This is a genomic window from Paraburkholderia hospita (assembly GCF_002902965.1).
Taxonomy (GTDB): Bacteria; Pseudomonadota; Gammaproteobacteria; order Burkholderiales; family Burkholderiaceae; genus Paraburkholderia; species Paraburkholderia hospita.
Genome location: NZ_CP026106.1, coordinates 239,210 through 255,765, shown reverse-complemented (window position 1 = coordinate 255,765; position 16,556 = coordinate 239,210). Strand labels below are relative to the sequence as shown.

Below are 16,556 nucleotides of genomic sequence, written 5' to 3'. Positions count from 1 at the left end.
CTGTCGGGCTTCGCAACGGGCCATTCTGGCCGTGCGATCCTTAAGAATCGCTTATCGGGGCTTGTGAAGCGCGCGCAGCGCGCGTCCTGGGGCGCTTCGGCGCGCATTGCGTGCGGCGCTCAGAGGAGTTCCAGGGTCCGCTCGTCCGGCTTGCCGCCGAAGTATCTGGCAAGCGCATCGGTGAACACCGGCTCATCGGGCGCGGCTTTCGAAAACAGCGTCATCGACGAGTGGAACTTCAGGTAATCCGGGTAGCCGAAGATGGTCTCGATAGACCGGCCCTCGACTTCGTTGACGGCTCGCGTGACCTCCTTTAAACGGGGACCGAGCAATGGATGTTGCAAATACGCGACAGCTTCGGGTAATGAGTTGATGGCAAATTTTTGGGCCATTTGACTCGTTCCGAGGCCCTGAAACTGGGGAAAGACGTACCACATCCAGTGGCTTTGCTTGCGCCCGTTGCGCAATTCCGCTAGCGCCTGCCCGTAAATAGGTGCCTGAGCATCGACGAAGCGTCGAAGGTCGAATTTATCGTCCATCCCGTCCTCCGCAGTTCTGTTGCGTGCCGCAGCAAACGCATCCGGCATGCCCGTCAGCTCCCTACGAAAACCTTTCAAACCGGTCCTTGGGACCGTCAGCACGCCGCAAAAGGGTCTCCGATGCGGCATTGCGACACTATGTCTCACCTCTGATCGCGCAATAGTTCGTTCGCATCAAAGTGCTGTACTGCAACACGTGTCTTTCGTATTATGCGAGCGCTTATAAAAGGAGCAAGGAAATGCATGCGTTCGTTCGTTTGTTTTTGTAGAGGGCCGCGATGACGAAAAAAATCGCGGGCCGGCTAGCCGGTCTCGTCTCAATTGCCCCAGCCCTCCTGCTTTCGGGGTGCAACAACCTCGAGCTGCTCGCGCCGAAAGGCCCCATCGGTGCCGCTGAGAAGTCGCTGATCGCGACCTCGACGTGGGCGATGCTGATCGTCGTGGTTCCTGTCATCTTCCTGACGCTGCTGTTCGCATGGCGCTATCGCGCATCGAACAAGTCCGCCGAATACCGTCCGAACTGGTCGCATTCGACGGCAATCGAAATCGCCGTCTGGACGATTCCCGCACTGATCATTCTGTTCCTCGCCGTCCTGACGTGGAAGAGCACGCATGAGCTCGACCCGTACAAGCCGCTCGAATCGAACGTGAAGCCGATCAACGTCGAAGTCGTCGCGCTCGACTGGAAGTGGCTGTTCATCTATCCGGATCTCGGCATCGCTTCCGTGAACCAGCTGGCGATTCCCGTGGGCACCCCGGTGAATTTCCGCATCACGTCGGACACGGTGATGAACTCGTTCTTCATCCCGCAACTGGGCGGCCAGATCTACGCGATGGCAGGCATGCAGACGCGTCTGCATCTGCTGGCTGAAGAAGCGGGCGACTACGCCGGCACTTCCGCCAACTTCAGCGGCAAGGGCTTCTCGGACATGAAGTTCCGCACGCTCGCTGAGTCGCAGCAAGACTTCGACGCATGGGTCGCGAAAGCACGCGCATCGACTGATCACCTCTCCATGGACCGCTACTACGCAGTGGCGAAGCCGGAAGAGAAGGCGTCTGTGTCGTACTTCTCGTCGGTCGATCCCAAGCTCTTCAACAACATTGTTGCCCGCTACAACAACGGTCACGTCATCGACAACATGAAGGACGTGAACTGTGCACCTAACGGGACCAAGGGGTAAGCATGTTCGGTAAATTAACCCTGGCGGACATTCCGTATCACGAGCCGATCATCGTCGTCGCCGGTATCGGGATGATTTTCGGCGCGCTGGCTGTGCTCGGCGCGATCACGTATTTCGGCAAGTGGCGCTACCTGTGGACCGAATGGCTCACGTCGGTCGACCACAAGAAGCTCGGCGTGATGTACATCGTCGTTGCGCTCATCATGCTGCTGCGCGGCTTCGCCGACGCGATCATGATGCGTACGCAGCTCGCGCTCGCGTATCACTCGCCCGGCTATCTGCCGCCGCACCACTACGATCAGGTCTTCACGGCGCACGGCGTCATCATGATCTTCTTCATGGCGATGGCCTTCATGGTCGGCCTGATGAACCTGATCGTGCCGCTGCAGATCGGCGCACGCGACGTCGCGTTCCCGTTCCTCAATTCGTTGAGCTTCTGGATGACGGCGATCAGCGCGATCCTGATCAACATCTCGCTGCTGATCGGCGAATTCGCGCAGACGGGCTGGCTCGCCTATCCGCCGCTGTCGGAGCTGCAGTTCAGCCCGGGCGTCGGGGTCGACTACTACCTGTGGAGCTTGCAGCTCTCGGGTATCGGCACCTTGCTGACGGGCGTGAACTTCTTCGCCACGATCATCAAGATGCGCGCGCCCGGCATGACGCTGATGAAGATGCCCGTGTTCACATGGACAGCCCTGTGCACGAACGTGTTGATCATGGCGGCGTTCCCGATCCTGACCGTCACGCTCGCGCTGCTCGGCCTGGACCGTTACCTCGGCATGCACTTCTTCACGAATGACGGCGGCGGCAACGCCATGCTGTACCTGAACCTGATCTGGGCATGGGGCCACCCTGAGGTCTACATCCTGATCCTGCCTGCGTTCGGTATCTTCTCGGAAGTCATCTCGACGTTCGCGCGCAAGCCGCTGTTCGGCTACAAGACGATGGTCTACGCAACCTGCGCGATCATGGTGCTGTCGTTCCTCGTGTGGCTGCACCACTTCTTCACGATGGGTTCGGGCGCCGACGTCAACGCGTTCTTCGGCATTGCGACGATGGTCATCGCCATCCCGACGGGCGTGAAGGTGTTCAACTGGCTGTTCACGATGTACAAGGGCCGCATCGAGTTCACGACGCCTGTGCTGTGGACGCTCGGCTTCATGGTCACGTTCACGATCGGCGGTATGACGGGCGTGATGATGGCGATTCCCGGCGCGGACTTCGTGCTGCACAACTCGCTGTTCCTGATCGCTCACTTCCACAACGTGATCATCGGCGGCGTGCTGTTCGGCTACCTCGCTGGCATGAACTTCTGGTTCCCGAAGGCGTTCGGCTTCAAGCTGAACGAGAAGCTCGGCAAGGCTGCGTTCTGGTTCTGGCAGATCGGCTTCTGGGTTGCGTTCACGCCGCTGTACGTGCTCGGCTTCATGGGCATGACGCGCCGTCTGAACCACTACGACAACCCGGCATGGCATCCGTGGCTGCTGGTCGCCGAACTCGGCGCCGTGCTGGTCGCAATCGGTATCGGCTGCCAGCTGCTGCAAATCGTCGTGTCGATCCGCGATCGCAACAAGCCGGAAAACCGCGACCTCACGGGCGATCCGTGGAATGGCCGTACGCTCGAATGGGCGACGACTTCGCCGCCGCAGATCTACAACTTCGCGACGGTGCCTGTCGTGCATGAGCTGGATGCATTCCACGACATGAAGCAACGCGGCAATGTCGAGAAGCCGGTGTACCGCGACATCCACATGCCGTCGAACACGAGCGCTGGTTTCTTCATCGGCGTGTTCAGCCTTGCGCTGGGCTTCGCGTTGACGTGGCACATCTGGTGGCTGGCTATCGCGGCCTTTATCGGCGCGATCGGTACGTGGATCGCACGCAGCTTCGATAACGACACCGACTACTACATCCCGGCCGAAACGGTTCGACTGATGGAAGAACGTAACGGCGCTGGTTCGGGCGCGGCCATCGCCAAGCAACTGCCCGAAGCTGAGGAGATTGCCTGATGCTACAAAAAGCTATTGTTGCGGACCCGCATCATCACGACGCGGAACACGCACCGTCCAATTCGGTGTTCGGCTTCTGGCTGTACCTGATGACCGACTGCATTCTGTTCGCGGCGCTGTTCGCGACGTTTGCGGTGATGAGCCATCAGTTCGCAGGCGGTCCGAGCGGCAAGGATCTGTTCGAGATCCAGGGCGTGGCGGTCGAAACGGCGATCCTGCTGTTCTCGAGTATCACGTACGGTTTCGCGATGCTCGGCGCGCACAAGAACAACAAGAGCACCACGTTGTTCTGGCTGGCTGTGACGTTCGTGCTGGGCGCGTCGTTCGTCGCGCTGGAAATCCGCGAGTTCTCGCACATGATCGCGGACGGCGCGGGTCCTGACCGCAGCGCGTTCCTGTCGGCGTTCTTCACGCTGGTCGGCACGCACGGCCTGCACGTCACGTCGGGTCTGGTATGGATGCTCGTGATGATGGTTCAGGTCGTGCGTGCGCCCGCTCTGGGCGAGCGCGAACTGCGCCGTCTGACGTGCCTGAGCCTTTTCTGGCACTTCCTGGACATCGTGTGGATCGGTGTTTTTTCGTTTGTCTACCTTGCGAGCGTGATCTAAATGAGCAGCCATTCTCACTCATCACATTCGGCGCACGGTGACGAAAGCCACGGCAGCTTCGGCAGCTACATGATCGGGTTCGTGCTGTCCGTCATCCTGACGGCAGCCGCATTCGGCGTGGTGCTGGCGGGCTGGGCAACGGGCACGCAGGCGCTCTACGCGATTGCCGGCCTCGGCCTCGTGCAGATCGTCGTGCACCTGGTGTACTTCCTGCACATGAACACGTCGTCGGGTCAGCGCTGGAACGTGACCGCGTTCGCGTTCACGGTACTGACGGCTATCATCGTGATCGGCGGTACGCTGTGGGTCATGCATAACGTCAGCATGAACATGATGTCGCGCTAACCTTGCGTTAAGCGCGCATCCTCGCGCCGGTTGCACGCGATGTATCGTGCGGCCGGCGCGGCTTCCCTGCCCTGCTTCATCTGCGCCTCATCTGCGCTTCAACTGCTGATCAGTTGCGCGCCAGCATCTCTGTCGGACGGCCACGTCCTGTCACCAGACATCCCGACCTGAACGCATCGCCCTGACTGCTCGCGGCGGCGTCGCCAAACCCTCTGCCCAGCGCATCCAGCTTCACCTGTTCGGCACCTTGCGCGCAAGCGAACGTGCTGGCTTCCTGAGCCTGCGCATGCAGCAGCGCCCGATCGGCAACCAGGTAGGCCAAAACGGCGATAACAGCGATGTGGAAAACTTTTCTCATGGGTTCGTCTCCTCGCGACTTAAGCGTACAGCGAACAACGGACGCTTAAATCTAGGGCAAGCCCTGTAAGCCGCCATTGCGCCTCATCGTGTGGAAGCGCTTCCAGTGCTGCTTCTTTGTGCAGCGCACTTCACCTGCGCAGGACCACCCATCAATGTCAATGCCGACTTTCGCAATAAATAAAAAACGTACTTGTGGCAGCGCAACATTATTATTTTGAGTTATCCTCGTTAACCCTGACCGTCATGCGTTTTGGTTACGCGTGTGCGCAAGCTGCGCGCCGTCCCGCGCCCTTCGGGGCCGTCCGTCGAAATGTCCATGTAAGGTTTTTTGATCCTTCGCCCCACGGGCGAGGGCCTGCTATTCGCGTTCAGGCGTTTCATCAAAGAGCAAATGCACCTCCCATCAGTCCTCGACCTCCTGATCTGGGTCCCCATCGTCGCCGGTATCGTCGTGCTGCTCGGCGGCTCTGACAGCGCGCAGAGCCGCACGCGCTGGCTTGCGCTGATCGGCGCAGCCGTCAGCATCCTGCCCGTCATTCCGCTGGTAGCGGGTTTCGATTCGTCGCTGTCGACGATGCAGTTCGAGCAGCAGTCCGCGTGGCTGCCCGAGTTCGGCATCTCGTATCACCTCGGGGTCGACGGCATTTCGCTGTGGTTCACCGTGCTGACTGCCGTGACGACGCTGATCATCGTGATCGCGTCGTGGGAATCGATCACCACGCGCGTCGCGCAGTACTACGGCGCGTTCCTGCTGCTGTCCGGCTGCATGCAGGGCGTGTTCACGTCGCTCGACGGCATGCTGTTCTTCGTGTTCTTCGAAGCGTCGCTGATTCCGCTGTATCTGCTGATCGGCACGTGGGGCGAAAAGCGCCGCGTCTATGCGGCGGTGCGTTTCTTCTTCTTTTCGCTGGTCGGCTCGCTGGCGATGCTCGCCGCGCTGATCTACCTCTGGGCGCACTCGCACACGTTCGACATCGCCACGTGGCGCACGCTGAAGCTCGACTTCATGCCGCAGATCATGGTGTTCATCGGCTTCATCGCGGCCTTCTCGGTGAAGGTGCCGATGTGGCCCGTGCACACGTGGCTGCCCGACGTCCACTCGGACGGCCCGACGGGCGCAGCCGTGCTGCTCGGCATGCTGAAGATGGGCGGCTACGGCCTGCTGCGCTTCGCGCTGCCCATCGTGCCGGACGCCTGCCACTTCTTCGCGCCGGCGATGATCGCGCTGTCGCTGGTCGCGGTGATCTACGGCAGCCTGCTCGCGCTCGCGCAGACCGACATGCGCAAGTTGCTCGCCTATTCCGCTGTCGCGCACATGGGCCTCGTCACGCTCGGCCTGTTCACGTTCGACCGCATGGGCACGGAAGGCGCCGTCGTGCAGATGCTGTCGTACGGCATCGTGTCGGGCGCGATGCTGCTGTGCACGGGAATGCTGTTCGACCGCACGAAGAACGGCTCGATCGACGCCTACGGCGGCGTCGCCAACTCGATGCCCAAGCTCGCTACGTTCGCGATGCTGTTCTCGATGGCAAACGTCGGCCTGCCGGGCACGTCGGGTTTCGTCGGCGAGTTTCTGGTGCTGATGGGCGCGATCCGCTTCAACTTCTGGGTTGGCGCGACGGCTGCGCTGACGCTGATCCTGAGCGCCGCGTACACGCTGTGGATGTACAAGCGCGTGATGTTCGGCGCGATCAAGAATACGCGCGTGTCGAGCCTGCGCGATCTGGGCCGCCGCGAGTTCGTGCTGCTCGGTGCGATGGCCGTACTGGTGCTGGCTATCGGCGTGCGTCCGAAGACGTTCACCGACGCGATCGGTCCGGCCACGGAGAACCTCGTTGCGCAAGCACAAGGCTCCGCGCTGCCGACGGACACGGGCGTCGCGTCGAACAACCGGCCGGCGGCTGTTTCGTCGCGTCTGCCGGGCTGATCTGCTTCGACTGCAAGCATTCGACGGGCGTCCATTGGACGCCCGTTTTCATTCGCGCTGACCGTTCGTTCGCAACGGTCACAGGCCGGCGTCGCTTGATGCGGCATGCGCGCCACTCGATCCGTTTCGCCCAGCACGGCGGGCAAACCTGTCGAAGCGTCTGACCAAGGAAACCGCCACTCCTCGGCGCAATCGCAGACGATCGTCACGGTCGGTTTGCGGCACCGTTTCTGCACAGGCTATGGCTGACGCAATGAAAAACGGCCTCGCATTGCTGCGAGGCCGTTTGCATGTCGCGCTTGAAAATCCGCGCTTACCCGCCGCGCTTCTCCATGAAGCCGCCGAAGAACGCGCGCGCATTCGCTTCGAGGCTTTCCAGGTGATAGCCGCCTTCCTGAACGATCACGGAAGGCAACTTCAGCGAGCCGATCGCTTCGCCGAGCCGCCCGAAGCCTTCCGTCGTCACGGCCACCTGCGACTGCGGATCATCCTTGTAAATATCGAAGCCCAGTGCAAGCACCAGCGCATCCGGTTCGAAGCGCTTCAACACGCGCAGCGCATCGTCGAGCTTGTCGAAGAACACCGCTTCCGACGAACCGTGCGGCATCGGCAGATTGACGTTGAAGCCGTCGCCCGCACCCGCGCCGCGCTCTTCCTCATAACCCGCGACCACGGGATAAAAGTTGGTCGGATCGCCGTGAATGGAGATGTACAGCACGTCATCGCGTCCGTAGAAAATCTCCTGCACGCCCTGGCCGTGATGCATGTCGGTGTCAAGAATCGCGACGCGCTTGAAGCGGCTTCGCAACGACTGCGCCGCAATCGCCGCGTTGTTCAGATAGCAGAAGCCGCCCGCCGCATCGGCGCGTGCGTGATGGCCAGGCGGGCGGCACAGCGCATACGTTTCGCGCGCGCCCTCGTTGACGGCCGACGACGCCGCCAGCGCGCTTTGCGCCGACCAGTACGCGGCACGCCAGGTATTCGCGCCGACAGGGCAACTGCCGTCGGCGAGATAGCGCGCCGCCTTCGCGAGCACGCCTCGCAACGGATTCGGATCGCGCACGTAGATGTTCGACATCACTTCGTCGCCCCAGTCGTCCGGCATCGTTTTCCAGTCGCGATGCGCTTCTTCGAGAAAGCGCAGATAGTTCATGTCGTGCACGGCGGCGATGGCGGCCGTGCCGTGATCGGCCGGTTCGACGACATCGAAATCCAGCGATTTCGCCGCAGCGACGAGGCGTGCAGCGCGCTCGGGCACTTCCTGCGGCTCACGCATCTGTCCGCGCGACAGATAAGAGCGCGGATGATGCAGCAGTTGTTCGGGGTGGAAAAAAGTCTTCATCGCAAATCCTTTCTTATTGCGCATCCGCCGTTGCCATCACGCCCGCGCGCGCGAGCACCGCATTGAGCAGCACGTTCGCGCCGCGCGTGACATCGTCGGGCAGCGCGTCTTCGGCCTCGTTGTGCGACAGGCCGTCGACGCACGGAATGAACACCATCGCCGTGGGGCAATAGCGCGCGAGATGAATCGCATCGTGACCCGCGCCGCTGACGATGCGCTCGTTCGAATAGCCGAGCGCTTCAACCGCTTGCGCGACCGAATCAACGCATGCGGTATCGAACGGCGTCGCGGGGCTGCGCCAATATGTTTCGACGCGAAGCTGCACGCCGCGCGCTTGCGCAACGCGCTCGAATGCCGCGCGCAGATCGCGCTCCATCGCATCGACTTCGCTGTCTTCGTGGTGACGCAGATCGACGGTGAACGACACTTCGCCTGCAATCGTGTTGCGCGATGCGTTCCTGATGCCGACTTGTCCGATGGTTACGAGTCCGCGCGGCGCGTAACCTTCGACGATGCGTTCCAGCTCCGCCACCATCTGCGCGCTCGCGAAGTAAGCATCCTTGCGATACGGCATCGGCGTCGTGCCTGCGTGCGCGGCCATGCCCGTCACGGTGACGTCGAGCCAGCGGATCGCCTGGCCGCCAGTCACGACGCCGATCGTCGTACCGTTCGCTTCGAGCACAGGGCCCTGTTCGATGTGCGCTTCGAAATACGCATCGACGGCCTGGCCATTGACGGCGCGCGCGCCGCGATAACCGCTGTGTGTCAACGCGTCCGCCAGCGTGATGTGGTCCGCGTCTTCCTTCGCAAGCGCTTCGTCGAGCGACGTAATACCCGTGAACACCGCCGAGCCGAGCATCGCAGGCGTGAAGCGCGCGCCTTCCTCGTTGGTCCACGAAACGATTTCGATCGGCTTTTCCGTCACGATGTTCGCGTCGTTCAGCGCGCGCACCAGTTCGAGCGCGGCGAGCACGCCATAGACGCCGTCGAAGCGCCCGCCTTCGGGCTGCGTGTCGAGATGGCTGCCGATCAGCACGGGCGCCGCATCCTTCTGCACCCCTTCGCGGCGCGCGAACAGATTGCCGATTTCGTCGACGCTCACCGTCATGCCCGCCTCGCGGCACCACGTCGCGAACAGATCGCGGCCACGTACGTCTTCATCGGTGAGTGCGAGGCGCCGCACGCCGCCCTTCGGTGTCGCGCCGATTTGCGCCATGTCCATCAGGCTTTGCCAAAGGCGCGCGCCGTCGATTTGCAACAGGTCTTTCATGAGTCTTCCGGGTCGTTCAACGTGAGTTCGGTTCAATGCGCGCCGACGGCTTCAGCCTGCTCCGCGTGCGTCGCGCGCCGTGCATCGAGTGCGACGATGCACACCAGCGAGATCCCTGCGAGGCACGTATAGAACACGGCGAGCGGCCACCATTGGCCCGTATAGCGATGCGCGAGCCACGTGCCAACCAGCGGCGTGAGACCGCCTGCCACCGCGCCGCACACCTGGTACGCGAGCGAGATGCCCGAGTAGCGCACGCGCGTCGGGAAGATGCCGCTGACGAAGCCCGCGATCACCGAGTAGAAGCTCGCCATGCAGATCACGGCGATCGCGATGCCGATCACCATCGGCACGGCCGAGCCGCTTTGCACGAGCATGAACATCGGATACGGCGAGATCATCGCGAGCAACGCGGCGATCTTCAGGAAGCGCGCGCCGCCGATGCGTTCGGCCGTCCACGCAGCGAGCGGCTGCGACACGAACTGGATGATCGCGACGGCGAACAGGCAGTCGAGAATCAGCGAGCGCGTCACGCCGACGTATTGCGTCGTGTACGCGATCATGAAGGTGTTGGTGAAGTACACGCCCGCAATGCCGATCGTATTCGCGCCGATGCAAAGCAGCACGAGGCCCCATGCCGAGCTGACCACTTCGGCGATGGGCAGCTTCGCCGTGCGGTTCGATTCCTTCACGCGCTGGAATTCCGGCGATTCGTTCACGCCGAGACGGATCACGATACCGACGATCAGCAGCACGGAACTCGCGAGAAACGGCAGACGCCAGCCCCACGACATGAAGTCCGCCTTGTCCATCGAGGTCACCGCGCGAAACGCGATCAGCGACAGGATCAGCCCCGCCGGACTGCCGAGCTGCGCGAACGACGCGAAGAACGTGCGGCGCCCTTGCGGCGCATGTTCGCCCGCCATCAGCACCGCACCGCCCCACTCGCCGCCGACGGCAATGCCCTGCACGACGCGCAGCAGCACGAGCAAAACAGGCGCGAGCATGCCGACCTTCGAATAGTCGGGCAGCAGGCCGACGCACACGGTCGCGACGCCCATCATCATCAGCGTCGTCATCAGCGCTTTCTTGCGGCCGATGCGGTCGCCGAGATGGCCGAACACGATGCCGCCCAGCGGCCGCGCGAAAAAGCCCACGGCAAACGTCGCAAACGACGCCATCGTGCTGACGAAGCGGTCGTTCGACGGAAAGTACAGTTCGCCGAATACGAGCGCGGCGGCCGTCGCGTAGATATAGAAGTCGTACCACTCGATCATCGTGCCGATGAACGCGGCCGTTGCGGCGCGTCCCGGCTGACGGGTGGTACTGATGGTTTGGGTCATGCTGGCTCCTGATGCACGTCTGACGTGGGTTGAACCCGTGGCATTGCGCGCGGTGTTGGGATGGGTGTGCCGCTCGTTTCTCAGAGCGGGCGCGCGCCACGGCATGTGTCATTTATCGGCGGCCAGAAAACATTAGTCAAATTTCGAGTTATTATTCGCCGCATAAATTCAACTTATAGTTGCCTTCGATGCGCACCGACATCGCCCGCTTTCTGAATGACCGGCTCGACTGGAATCTGTTGCGCACGTACCTCGTGATCATGCAGGAGCGCAGCCTGAGCCGCGCCGCCGCGCGCCTGCACGTCACGCAACCGGCCGTGAGCCAGGCGCTGCGGCGGCTCGAGGAAACGCTGGAGCGCAAGCTGATCGACCGCCGCGGCCCGTACTTCGCGCCGACCCAGGCGGGCGAAGAGGTCTATCGCATTGCCAGCGATATCTACGGCAATATCTCGCGGCTCGAAACCGAGATCGACGACCGCACCGAGGACATCAGCGGCTCGATTCGCCTGTTGACCATCAGCCGCATCGAGTCGCCCGTGTACGACGAGTTTCTTGCGGACTTTCATCGCGCGTATCCGCGCATCGACTTGCAGATCGAAGTGATGCGCTCGTCCGACATCATCTCGTCGCTGCTGCAAAAGACCGCGACCGCGGGACTCGGCCTGTGCCGTTCACCGCACGACAAGCTGGAGATGCGCTGCTTCCTGCGGCAACGCTATGCGATTTTCTGCGGGCGTCATCACCGGCTGTACGGCAAGTCGCCACTGACGATGGAAGATCTGCTCGCCGAAAACTTCGTGTCGTTCACGAGCGACCAGATCGGTGACAGTCTTTCGCCGCTTACCGTGTTTCGCGACCAGAAGGGCTTCACGGGGCGCATCGTCGCGTCGTCGCCGAGTCTCGACGAAGTGCGGCGGCTGATCTTCGCGGGCTTCGGCATCGGCTGCCTGCCCGAGCACATCGTGCGTGACGACATCGCGCAGCAGCGCCTGTGGCGCCTGCCGCCCGAAGAAGGACTCGTCGATGTCGACGTGCATCTGCTGTGGCATCGCGACCGCAAGATGAATGCGGCGGATCACGCGTTTCTCGACAGCATGGAGCGCTGCATGCGCCGCTATGCGCTGGCGGAACGACTGGGCAAATGACTTCCGTGTGAAGCACCCGACTGGTGCGAACACGCGCGCACAGATCGCGATCACGCTTCAACCTTGTGCACGAACCGCATGCGAAAAACGCTGAACCCAAGTAAAGACGGCAATGGCATGCTTATCGCTTAGTAACTTGCAGGAGCCGGTGCAGCATCCGGTTTAGCAGTCACAATCTGGCAAATGGATGACTAGGGTTCCGGTCCGCATCGATGCAAACACATGCATTCGATACGCGACGCTGGTCCGAGAGTTGTCGACCTCGATGAGGTTACACGGCGGGATAAAAGCCCGGGAGAGAACGCGATGCGTCGCGCCGCTCCTGCCGTCGATAACCGTCCCTGCGAGGTCAACCTCATGCGCAAGCTTCGTTTTGCAGCCGCTGCCGCCGTCGCTCTCTCCCTGTGTTTTTCCACGCCTTCATTCGCTCAGGCCCGTAAGGACTTCAAGGTCTGCTGGACCATCTACGCCGGCTGGATGCCCTGGGGTTATGCGAAGACCCAAGGCATCATGTCCAAATGGGCGAAGAAGTACGGCATCAATGTCGATGTCGTGCAGCTGAACGACTACATCGAATCAATCAACCAGTACACGGCCGGCAAGTTCGACGGCTGTGCGATGACCAACATGGACGCGCTGACCATCCCTGCGACGGGTGGCGTGGACAGTACGGCATTGATCGTCAGCGATTACTCGAACGGCAATGACGGCGTGCTCATCAAGGGCGCGGGCAAAAAGGTCGCTGACCTGAAAGGCCAGCCCGTCAATCTCGTCGAACTCTCCGTCTCGCACTATCTGCTCGCGCGCGCACTCGAATCGGCAGGCATGAGCGAGCGCGACATCAAGACCGTCAACACGTCCGACGCCGATATCTCCGGCGCGTTCGCGACGCCCACCGTGCACAACGCCGTCACGTGGAACCCGATGCTCGCCGATCTGAAGGCGAAGCCGAACGTCACGGAAGTGTTCGATTCGAGCCGCATTCCGGGCGAGATCATGGACATGATGGTCGTCAACACGAAGACGCTGCATGACAACCCGGCGCTCGGCAAGGCGCTGACGGGCGCATGGTTCGAAATCATGCAGACCATGCATGGCACGTCGCCTGACACGGAGGCCGCGCTCACGTCGATGGCCAAAGCATCGGGCACCGACCTCGCCGGCTACAAGGCGCAACTCTCCACCACGGCGCTCTTCTACACGCCGCAACAGGCGCTCGATTTCGCCACCAGCCCGAACATGCCGAAGATCATGACGCGCGTCGCGCAGTTCTCGTTCGATCACGGGCTGCTCGGCAAGGGCGCGCCGAACGCGGGTGCCGTCGGCATGGCGTTCGACAACAACGTGGTGGTCGGCAGCAAGAGCAACCTGAAGCTGCGTTTCGATCCGACATACGTGCGCCTGGCCGCGCAAGGCAAGCTGTGAGCGCGGCTTCAATCTGAGCAGGAGAGGCCCATGCGGCTCATCAACCGACATCCAGGCCGCACCGGCAGTCTCATGCTGTTGCTGCTGCCCTTCATCGTGCTGATCGCGGTGTACCTCACCGGCTCGTCGCTGCGGCTGCAGGCCAATCCCGACGACAAGCTGCTGCCGAGCGCCACGCAGATGAAGGACGCGCTGCACGAATACGCGTTCACCGAGGACAAGCGCACGGGCGAATACATGATGTGGGACGACACGGTGTCGAGCATGCGGCGGCTCGGCATCGGGCTGGTCGCAAGCGCGGCGATCGCGCTCGTGTTCGGCATCGTGACGGGCAGCATTCCGCTCGCGGGCACGACGCTGTCGCCGTTCATCACGGTGATATCGATGATTCCGCCGCTCGCGGTATTGCCGATTCTCTTCATCGTGTTCGGTCTCGATGAGCTGTCGAAAGTCGTGCTGATCGTGATCGGCATTACGCCGATGATGATCCGCGATCTTCAACAGCGCACGCGCGAAATTCCCGAGGAATTGTGGATCAAGGCGCAAACGCTCGGCGCATCGAGCTGGACGCTGATTCTGCGCGTGATCGTGCCGCAACTCCTGCCGCGTCTGTTGATTGCATTGCGTCTTGCGCTGACATCGGCGTGGCTGTTTTTGATCGCAGCGGAAGCGATCGCCTCGACGGATGGACTCGGCTATCGCATTTTTCTCGTGCGCCGCTATCTCGCGATGGATGTGATCCTGCCGTACGTCGCGTGGATCACGCTGCTCGCGTGGCTGATCGACGCAGCGCTGCGCCGTCTCACGCAATGGGCGTTCCCCTGGTACAACGGAGGCCGCGCATGATCGAGATCCGCAACCTGTGGAAACAGTACGGCGATCAGGTCGTGCTGGAGCGGCTCAATCTGCGCATCGCGGAAGGCGAGTTCTGTTCGATGGTCGGCGCGTCGGGCTGCGGCAAGTCGACGTTCCTGCGCCTGCTGCTCGGCCAGGAGCGACCGACGCGCGGCGCAATCCTGCTCGACGGCGAACCGTTGCCGCCGGAGCCGGACCCGCATCGCGGCGTGGTGTTCCAGCGCTATTCGGTGTTTCCGCATCTCACCGTGCTGCGCAACGTGATGCTCGGCCTCGAACTGCCGCATGCGCCGCTCACAGGCCGTCTGTTCGGCGCGCGCCGCCGCCTCGCACGCGATGAAGCCGTCGCGATGCTCACGCGCGTCGGCCTCGCCGATTCGCTCGACAAGTATCCGCATCAACTGTCGGGCGGCATGCAGCAACGTCTCGCACTGGCGCAGGCGCTGGTGATGAAGCCGCGCGTGCTGCTGCTCGACGAACCGTTCGGCGCGCTCGACCCAGGCATCCGCCGCGACATGCACGAACTGCTGACCGGGCTGTGGCGCGAAGCGAAGCTGACGGTCTTCATGGTCACGCACGACCTGAAGGAAGGCTTCACGCTCGGCAGCCGCGTGCTCGTGTTCGACAAGGTGCGCGTCGATCCGCAAGCGCCGCAGGCGTACGGTGCGCGCATCACTTATGACATTCCCCTCGAACGCAACGGTGTGCGCGAAGCGCATGCGGCGATGACGATTCCGCCGCTGCTCGCCGTACCCGCATGATCGAAAGGACAAAACACATGAACGAAACATTGCTCGAAGAAACCGTGCCCGGCGGCGGACATGCATCGCTGATCGTCAAGCGCGGCCAGTTGCTGCGTATCACCGATCCGCGCGGCGGCGCGAACGTCGCGATGCTGCTCTTCAATGCCGCCGAAAAAAGCGAGCGGCTGAATCTGCCCGATACGCTCAAGTGCCAGCACACGGCCAAGCTGACCAAGGGCCATTGCCTCTATTCCGACATGGGCCGCGTGCTCGCCGCGATTGTCGCGGATACGTGTGGATGGCACGACAGTCTCGCGGGTGTGTCGAATGCAGCCGAAGTGTTCGAGAAGTACGGGCAAGGCCGCTATCAGGAACTGCGCAACGCGTTCTATCGCAACGGCACCGACAATCTGCTCGTCGAACTCGGCAAATGGGGACTCGGCATTTCCGATCTGCTGATGACGCTCAATCTGTTCAGCCGCATCGATGTGACGGATGCGGGCGCGCTCAGCTTCGTCGGAGGCAATTCGAAAACGGGCGACTACATCGAACTGTATGCACCGATGAACACGCTCGTCGTGCTGACGGCGATCCAGCATCCGCTCGACCCGAACCCGGAATACGCGCCGAAACCCGTGAAGCTCACACTGCGCGCCGCCGACAGCCAGGCCGCCGAAATCTGCCGCACGTCATGCGATGAAAACGCGCGCGGCTTCCTCAACACCGAACGGTTCTTTCTCTGAGCGGAACGCGCGCCATGACGACATCCATCCTCACGACCAGCACGCTCGACCCCGCCGACGCGATCTTTCGCGAAACCTTGCCCGCGGGCGAGCCATGGCTCAAGGAACTGAAAGCGGGCCAGACGCTGCGCATTCGCGACGTAGAAGGCAATCAGGCGATCGACACGCTGTTCTACAGCCTCGCCGATCCGCGCGAGCGCTACGACGCGCAACGCACGCTGCGCCGTCAGCAAAGCCTCTATCTGACGACGGGCACCGTGCTCTATTCGAACCTCGGCAACCCCATGCTGACCATCGTCGCCGATACCTGCGGACGTCACGACACGTTGGGCGGCGCATGCGCGCAGGAGAGCAACACCGTGCGCTATGCGCTGGAAAAGCGCTACATGCACAGCTGCCGCGACAACTACCTGCGCGCGTGCGCGCATGACGGCCGTCTGTCGAAACACGACATCGCCGCCAACATCAATTTCTTCATGAACGTGCCCGTCACATCCGAGGGCGGCCTCACATTCGAGGACGGCATTTCCGCGCCAGGCAAATACGTCGAAGTGCGCGCGGAAATGGACGTGATCGTGCTGATCTCGAACTGCCCGCAACTGAACAATCCGTGCAATGCGTACAACCCCACTCCCGCGGAGCTGACGATATGGAACTGAGCACGCTGCGTGTATGGCTCTACACGGTGATGAAAGTGCGCGCCGGGCGTTTGATGCGCATC

Annotated in this window: 16 protein-coding genes and 1 riboswitch; of the genes, 11 read left to right on the top strand and 5 right to left on the bottom strand. The window is 62.1% G+C overall.

Going from position 1 to position 16,556, the window contains the following annotated elements; all coding sequences use genetic code 11:
* Positions 1-119: 119 nt before the first annotated feature.
* On the bottom strand, positions 120-539 hold the full coding sequence (locus tag C2L64_RS19460) for a DUF1810 domain-containing protein (RefSeq protein WP_039901181.1): 420 nt from the start codon (positions 537-539) through the stop codon (positions 120-122).
* Between the two features lie 278 nt (positions 540-817).
* Here C2L64_RS19460 and cyoA point away from each other — a divergent pair, with 278 nt between their 5' ends.
* The 4 genes from cyoA to cyoD are packed head-to-tail and all read left to right on the top strand — an operon-like array spanning position 818 to position 4,682.
* On the top strand, positions 818-1,720 hold the full coding sequence (gene cyoA, locus C2L64_RS19455) for a ubiquinol oxidase subunit II (RefSeq protein WP_007586714.1): 903 nt from the start codon (positions 818-820) through the stop codon (positions 1,718-1,720).
* Between the two features lie 2 nt (positions 1,721-1,722).
* A complete protein-coding gene (gene cyoB, locus C2L64_RS19450) occupies positions 1,723-3,729 on the top strand; it encodes a cytochrome o ubiquinol oxidase subunit I (protein ID WP_007586715.1) in 2,007 nt (668 codons plus the stop codon).
* The gene (cyoC, locus tag C2L64_RS19445) at positions 3,729-4,337 is read left to right on the top strand and encodes a cytochrome o ubiquinol oxidase subunit III (RefSeq protein WP_007586717.1); all 609 of its coding nucleotides are present in this window, start codon (positions 3,729-3,731) and stop codon (positions 4,335-4,337) included. Before cyoB ends, cyoC begins: the two co-directional genes overlap by 1 nt.
* Positions 4,338-4,682 (top strand): cytochrome o ubiquinol oxidase subunit IV, encoded by a 345-nt coding sequence (gene cyoD / locus C2L64_RS19440; RefSeq protein WP_007586718.1) that lies wholly within the window; start codon positions 4,338-4,340, stop codon positions 4,680-4,682. It abuts the gene before it with no gap.
* A gap of 109 nt (positions 4,683-4,791) precedes the next feature.
* On the opposite strand, the gene C2L64_RS19435 is transcribed toward cyoD, so the two are convergent.
* Complete coding sequence (locus tag C2L64_RS19435; RefSeq protein WP_007586719.1) at positions 4,792-5,040, bottom strand: hypothetical protein; 249 nt, start codon at positions 5,038-5,040, stop codon at positions 4,792-4,794.
* A 393-nt stretch (positions 5,041-5,433) separates the two neighbouring features.
* Here C2L64_RS19435 and C2L64_RS19430 point away from each other — a divergent pair, with 393 nt between their 5' ends.
* Positions 5,434-6,969 (top strand): complex I subunit 4 family protein, encoded by a 1,536-nt coding sequence (locus C2L64_RS19430; RefSeq protein WP_007586720.1) that lies wholly within the window; start codon positions 5,434-5,436, stop codon positions 6,967-6,969.
* Positions 6,970-7,282: 313 nt separating this feature from the next.
* Here C2L64_RS19430 and C2L64_RS19425 read toward each other — a convergent pair whose 3' ends face one another.
* The 3 genes from C2L64_RS19425 to C2L64_RS19415 are packed head-to-tail and all read right to left on the bottom strand — an operon-like array spanning position 7,283 to position 10,924.
* On the bottom strand, positions 7,283-8,311 hold the full coding sequence (locus C2L64_RS19425) for a histone deacetylase family protein (protein WP_007586721.1): 1,029 nt from the start codon (positions 8,309-8,311) through the stop codon (positions 7,283-7,285).
* A 13-nt stretch (positions 8,312-8,324) separates the two neighbouring features.
* Positions 8,325-9,581 carry a Zn-dependent hydrolase gene (locus C2L64_RS19420; RefSeq protein ID WP_007586722.1) on the bottom strand — a complete coding sequence of 419 codons (1,257 nt, stop codon included), beginning with the start codon at positions 9,579-9,581 and terminating at the stop codon, positions 8,325-8,327.
* 32 nt (positions 9,582-9,613) lie between these two features.
* A complete protein-coding gene (locus tag C2L64_RS19415) occupies positions 9,614-10,924 on the bottom strand; it encodes an MFS transporter (RefSeq protein WP_007586724.1) in 1,311 nt (436 codons plus the stop codon).
* Positions 10,925-11,112: 188 nt separating this feature from the next.
* Between C2L64_RS19415 and C2L64_RS19410 the strand changes: the two genes are divergently transcribed.
* From C2L64_RS19410 to C2L64_RS19385, 6 genes are all read left to right on the top strand, one after another.
* Entirely contained in the window at positions 11,113-12,069 is a 957-nt protein-coding gene (locus tag C2L64_RS19410) for a LysR family transcriptional regulator (protein ID WP_007586726.1), read from the top strand.
* A 180-nt stretch (positions 12,070-12,249) separates the two neighbouring features.
* A riboswitch (guanidine-I (ykkC/yxkD leader) is annotated at positions 12,250-12,369 on the top strand.
* 57 nt (positions 12,370-12,426) lie between these two features.
* Positions 12,427-13,494, top strand: a complete 1,068-nt coding sequence (locus C2L64_RS19405) for a putative urea ABC transporter substrate-binding protein (RefSeq protein ID WP_007586728.1) — start codon at positions 12,427-12,429, stop codon at positions 13,492-13,494.
* 30 nt (positions 13,495-13,524) lie between these two features.
* Positions 13,525-14,340, top strand: coding sequence for an ABC transporter permease (locus tag C2L64_RS19400; protein ID WP_007586730.1), 816 nt, complete (start codon positions 13,525-13,527; stop codon positions 14,338-14,340).
* Positions 14,337-15,110: an ABC transporter ATP-binding protein gene (locus tag C2L64_RS19395; RefSeq protein WP_007586732.1), complete on the top strand. Its 774-nt coding sequence runs from the start codon at positions 14,337-14,339 to the stop codon at positions 15,108-15,110. Before C2L64_RS19400 ends, C2L64_RS19395 begins: the two co-directional genes overlap by 4 nt.
* Before the next feature lie 17 nt (positions 15,111-15,127).
* Positions 15,128-15,835 carry an urea amidolyase associated protein UAAP1 gene (locus C2L64_RS19390; protein WP_007586735.1) on the top strand — a complete coding sequence of 236 codons (708 nt, stop codon included), beginning with the start codon at positions 15,128-15,130 and terminating at the stop codon, positions 15,833-15,835.
* Between the two features lie 14 nt (positions 15,836-15,849).
* Positions 15,850-16,494: an urea amidolyase associated protein UAAP2 gene (locus C2L64_RS19385; protein WP_007586737.1), complete on the top strand. Its 645-nt coding sequence runs from the start codon at positions 15,850-15,852 to the stop codon at positions 16,492-16,494.
* Positions 16,495-16,556 lie beyond the last annotated feature (62 nt).

Coding starts and splice junctions, on each gene's coding strand:
- C2L64_RS19460 (WP_039901181.1), bottom strand. CDS start 539: ATGGACGATAAATTCGACCTTCGACGCTTCGTCGATGCTCAGGCACCT.
- cyoA (WP_007586714.1), top strand. CDS start 818: ATGACGAAAAAAATCGCGGGCCGGCTAGCCGGTCTCGTCTCAATTGCC.
- cyoB (WP_007586715.1), top strand. CDS start 1,723: ATGTTCGGTAAATTAACCCTGGCGGACATTCCGTATCACGAGCCGATC.
- cyoC (WP_007586717.1), top strand. CDS start 3,729: ATGCTACAAAAAGCTATTGTTGCGGACCCGCATCATCACGACGCGGAA.
- cyoD (WP_007586718.1), top strand. CDS start 4,338: ATGAGCAGCCATTCTCACTCATCACATTCGGCGCACGGTGACGAAAGC.
- C2L64_RS19435 (WP_007586719.1), bottom strand. CDS start 5,040: ATGAGAAAAGTTTTCCACATCGCTGTTATCGCCGTTTTGGCCTACCTG.
- C2L64_RS19430 (WP_007586720.1), top strand. CDS start 5,434: ATGCACCTCCCATCAGTCCTCGACCTCCTGATCTGGGTCCCCATCGTC.
- C2L64_RS19425 (WP_007586721.1), bottom strand. CDS start 8,311: ATGAAGACTTTTTTCCACCCCGAACAACTGCTGCATCATCCGCGCTCT.
- C2L64_RS19420 (WP_007586722.1), bottom strand. CDS start 9,581: ATGAAAGACCTGTTGCAAATCGACGGCGCGCGCCTTTGGCAAAGCCTG.
- C2L64_RS19415 (WP_007586724.1), bottom strand. CDS start 10,924: ATGACCCAAACCATCAGTACCACCCGTCAGCCGGGACGCGCCGCAACG.
- C2L64_RS19410 (WP_007586726.1), top strand. CDS start 11,113: ATGCGCACCGACATCGCCCGCTTTCTGAATGACCGGCTCGACTGGAAT.
- C2L64_RS19405 (WP_007586728.1), top strand. CDS start 12,427: ATGCGCAAGCTTCGTTTTGCAGCCGCTGCCGCCGTCGCTCTCTCCCTG.
- C2L64_RS19400 (WP_007586730.1), top strand. CDS start 13,525: ATGCGGCTCATCAACCGACATCCAGGCCGCACCGGCAGTCTCATGCTG.
- C2L64_RS19395 (WP_007586732.1), top strand. CDS start 14,337: ATGATCGAGATCCGCAACCTGTGGAAACAGTACGGCGATCAGGTCGTG.
- C2L64_RS19390 (WP_007586735.1), top strand. CDS start 15,128: ATGAACGAAACATTGCTCGAAGAAACCGTGCCCGGCGGCGGACATGCA.
- C2L64_RS19385 (WP_007586737.1), top strand. CDS start 15,850: ATGACGACATCCATCCTCACGACCAGCACGCTCGACCCCGCCGACGCG.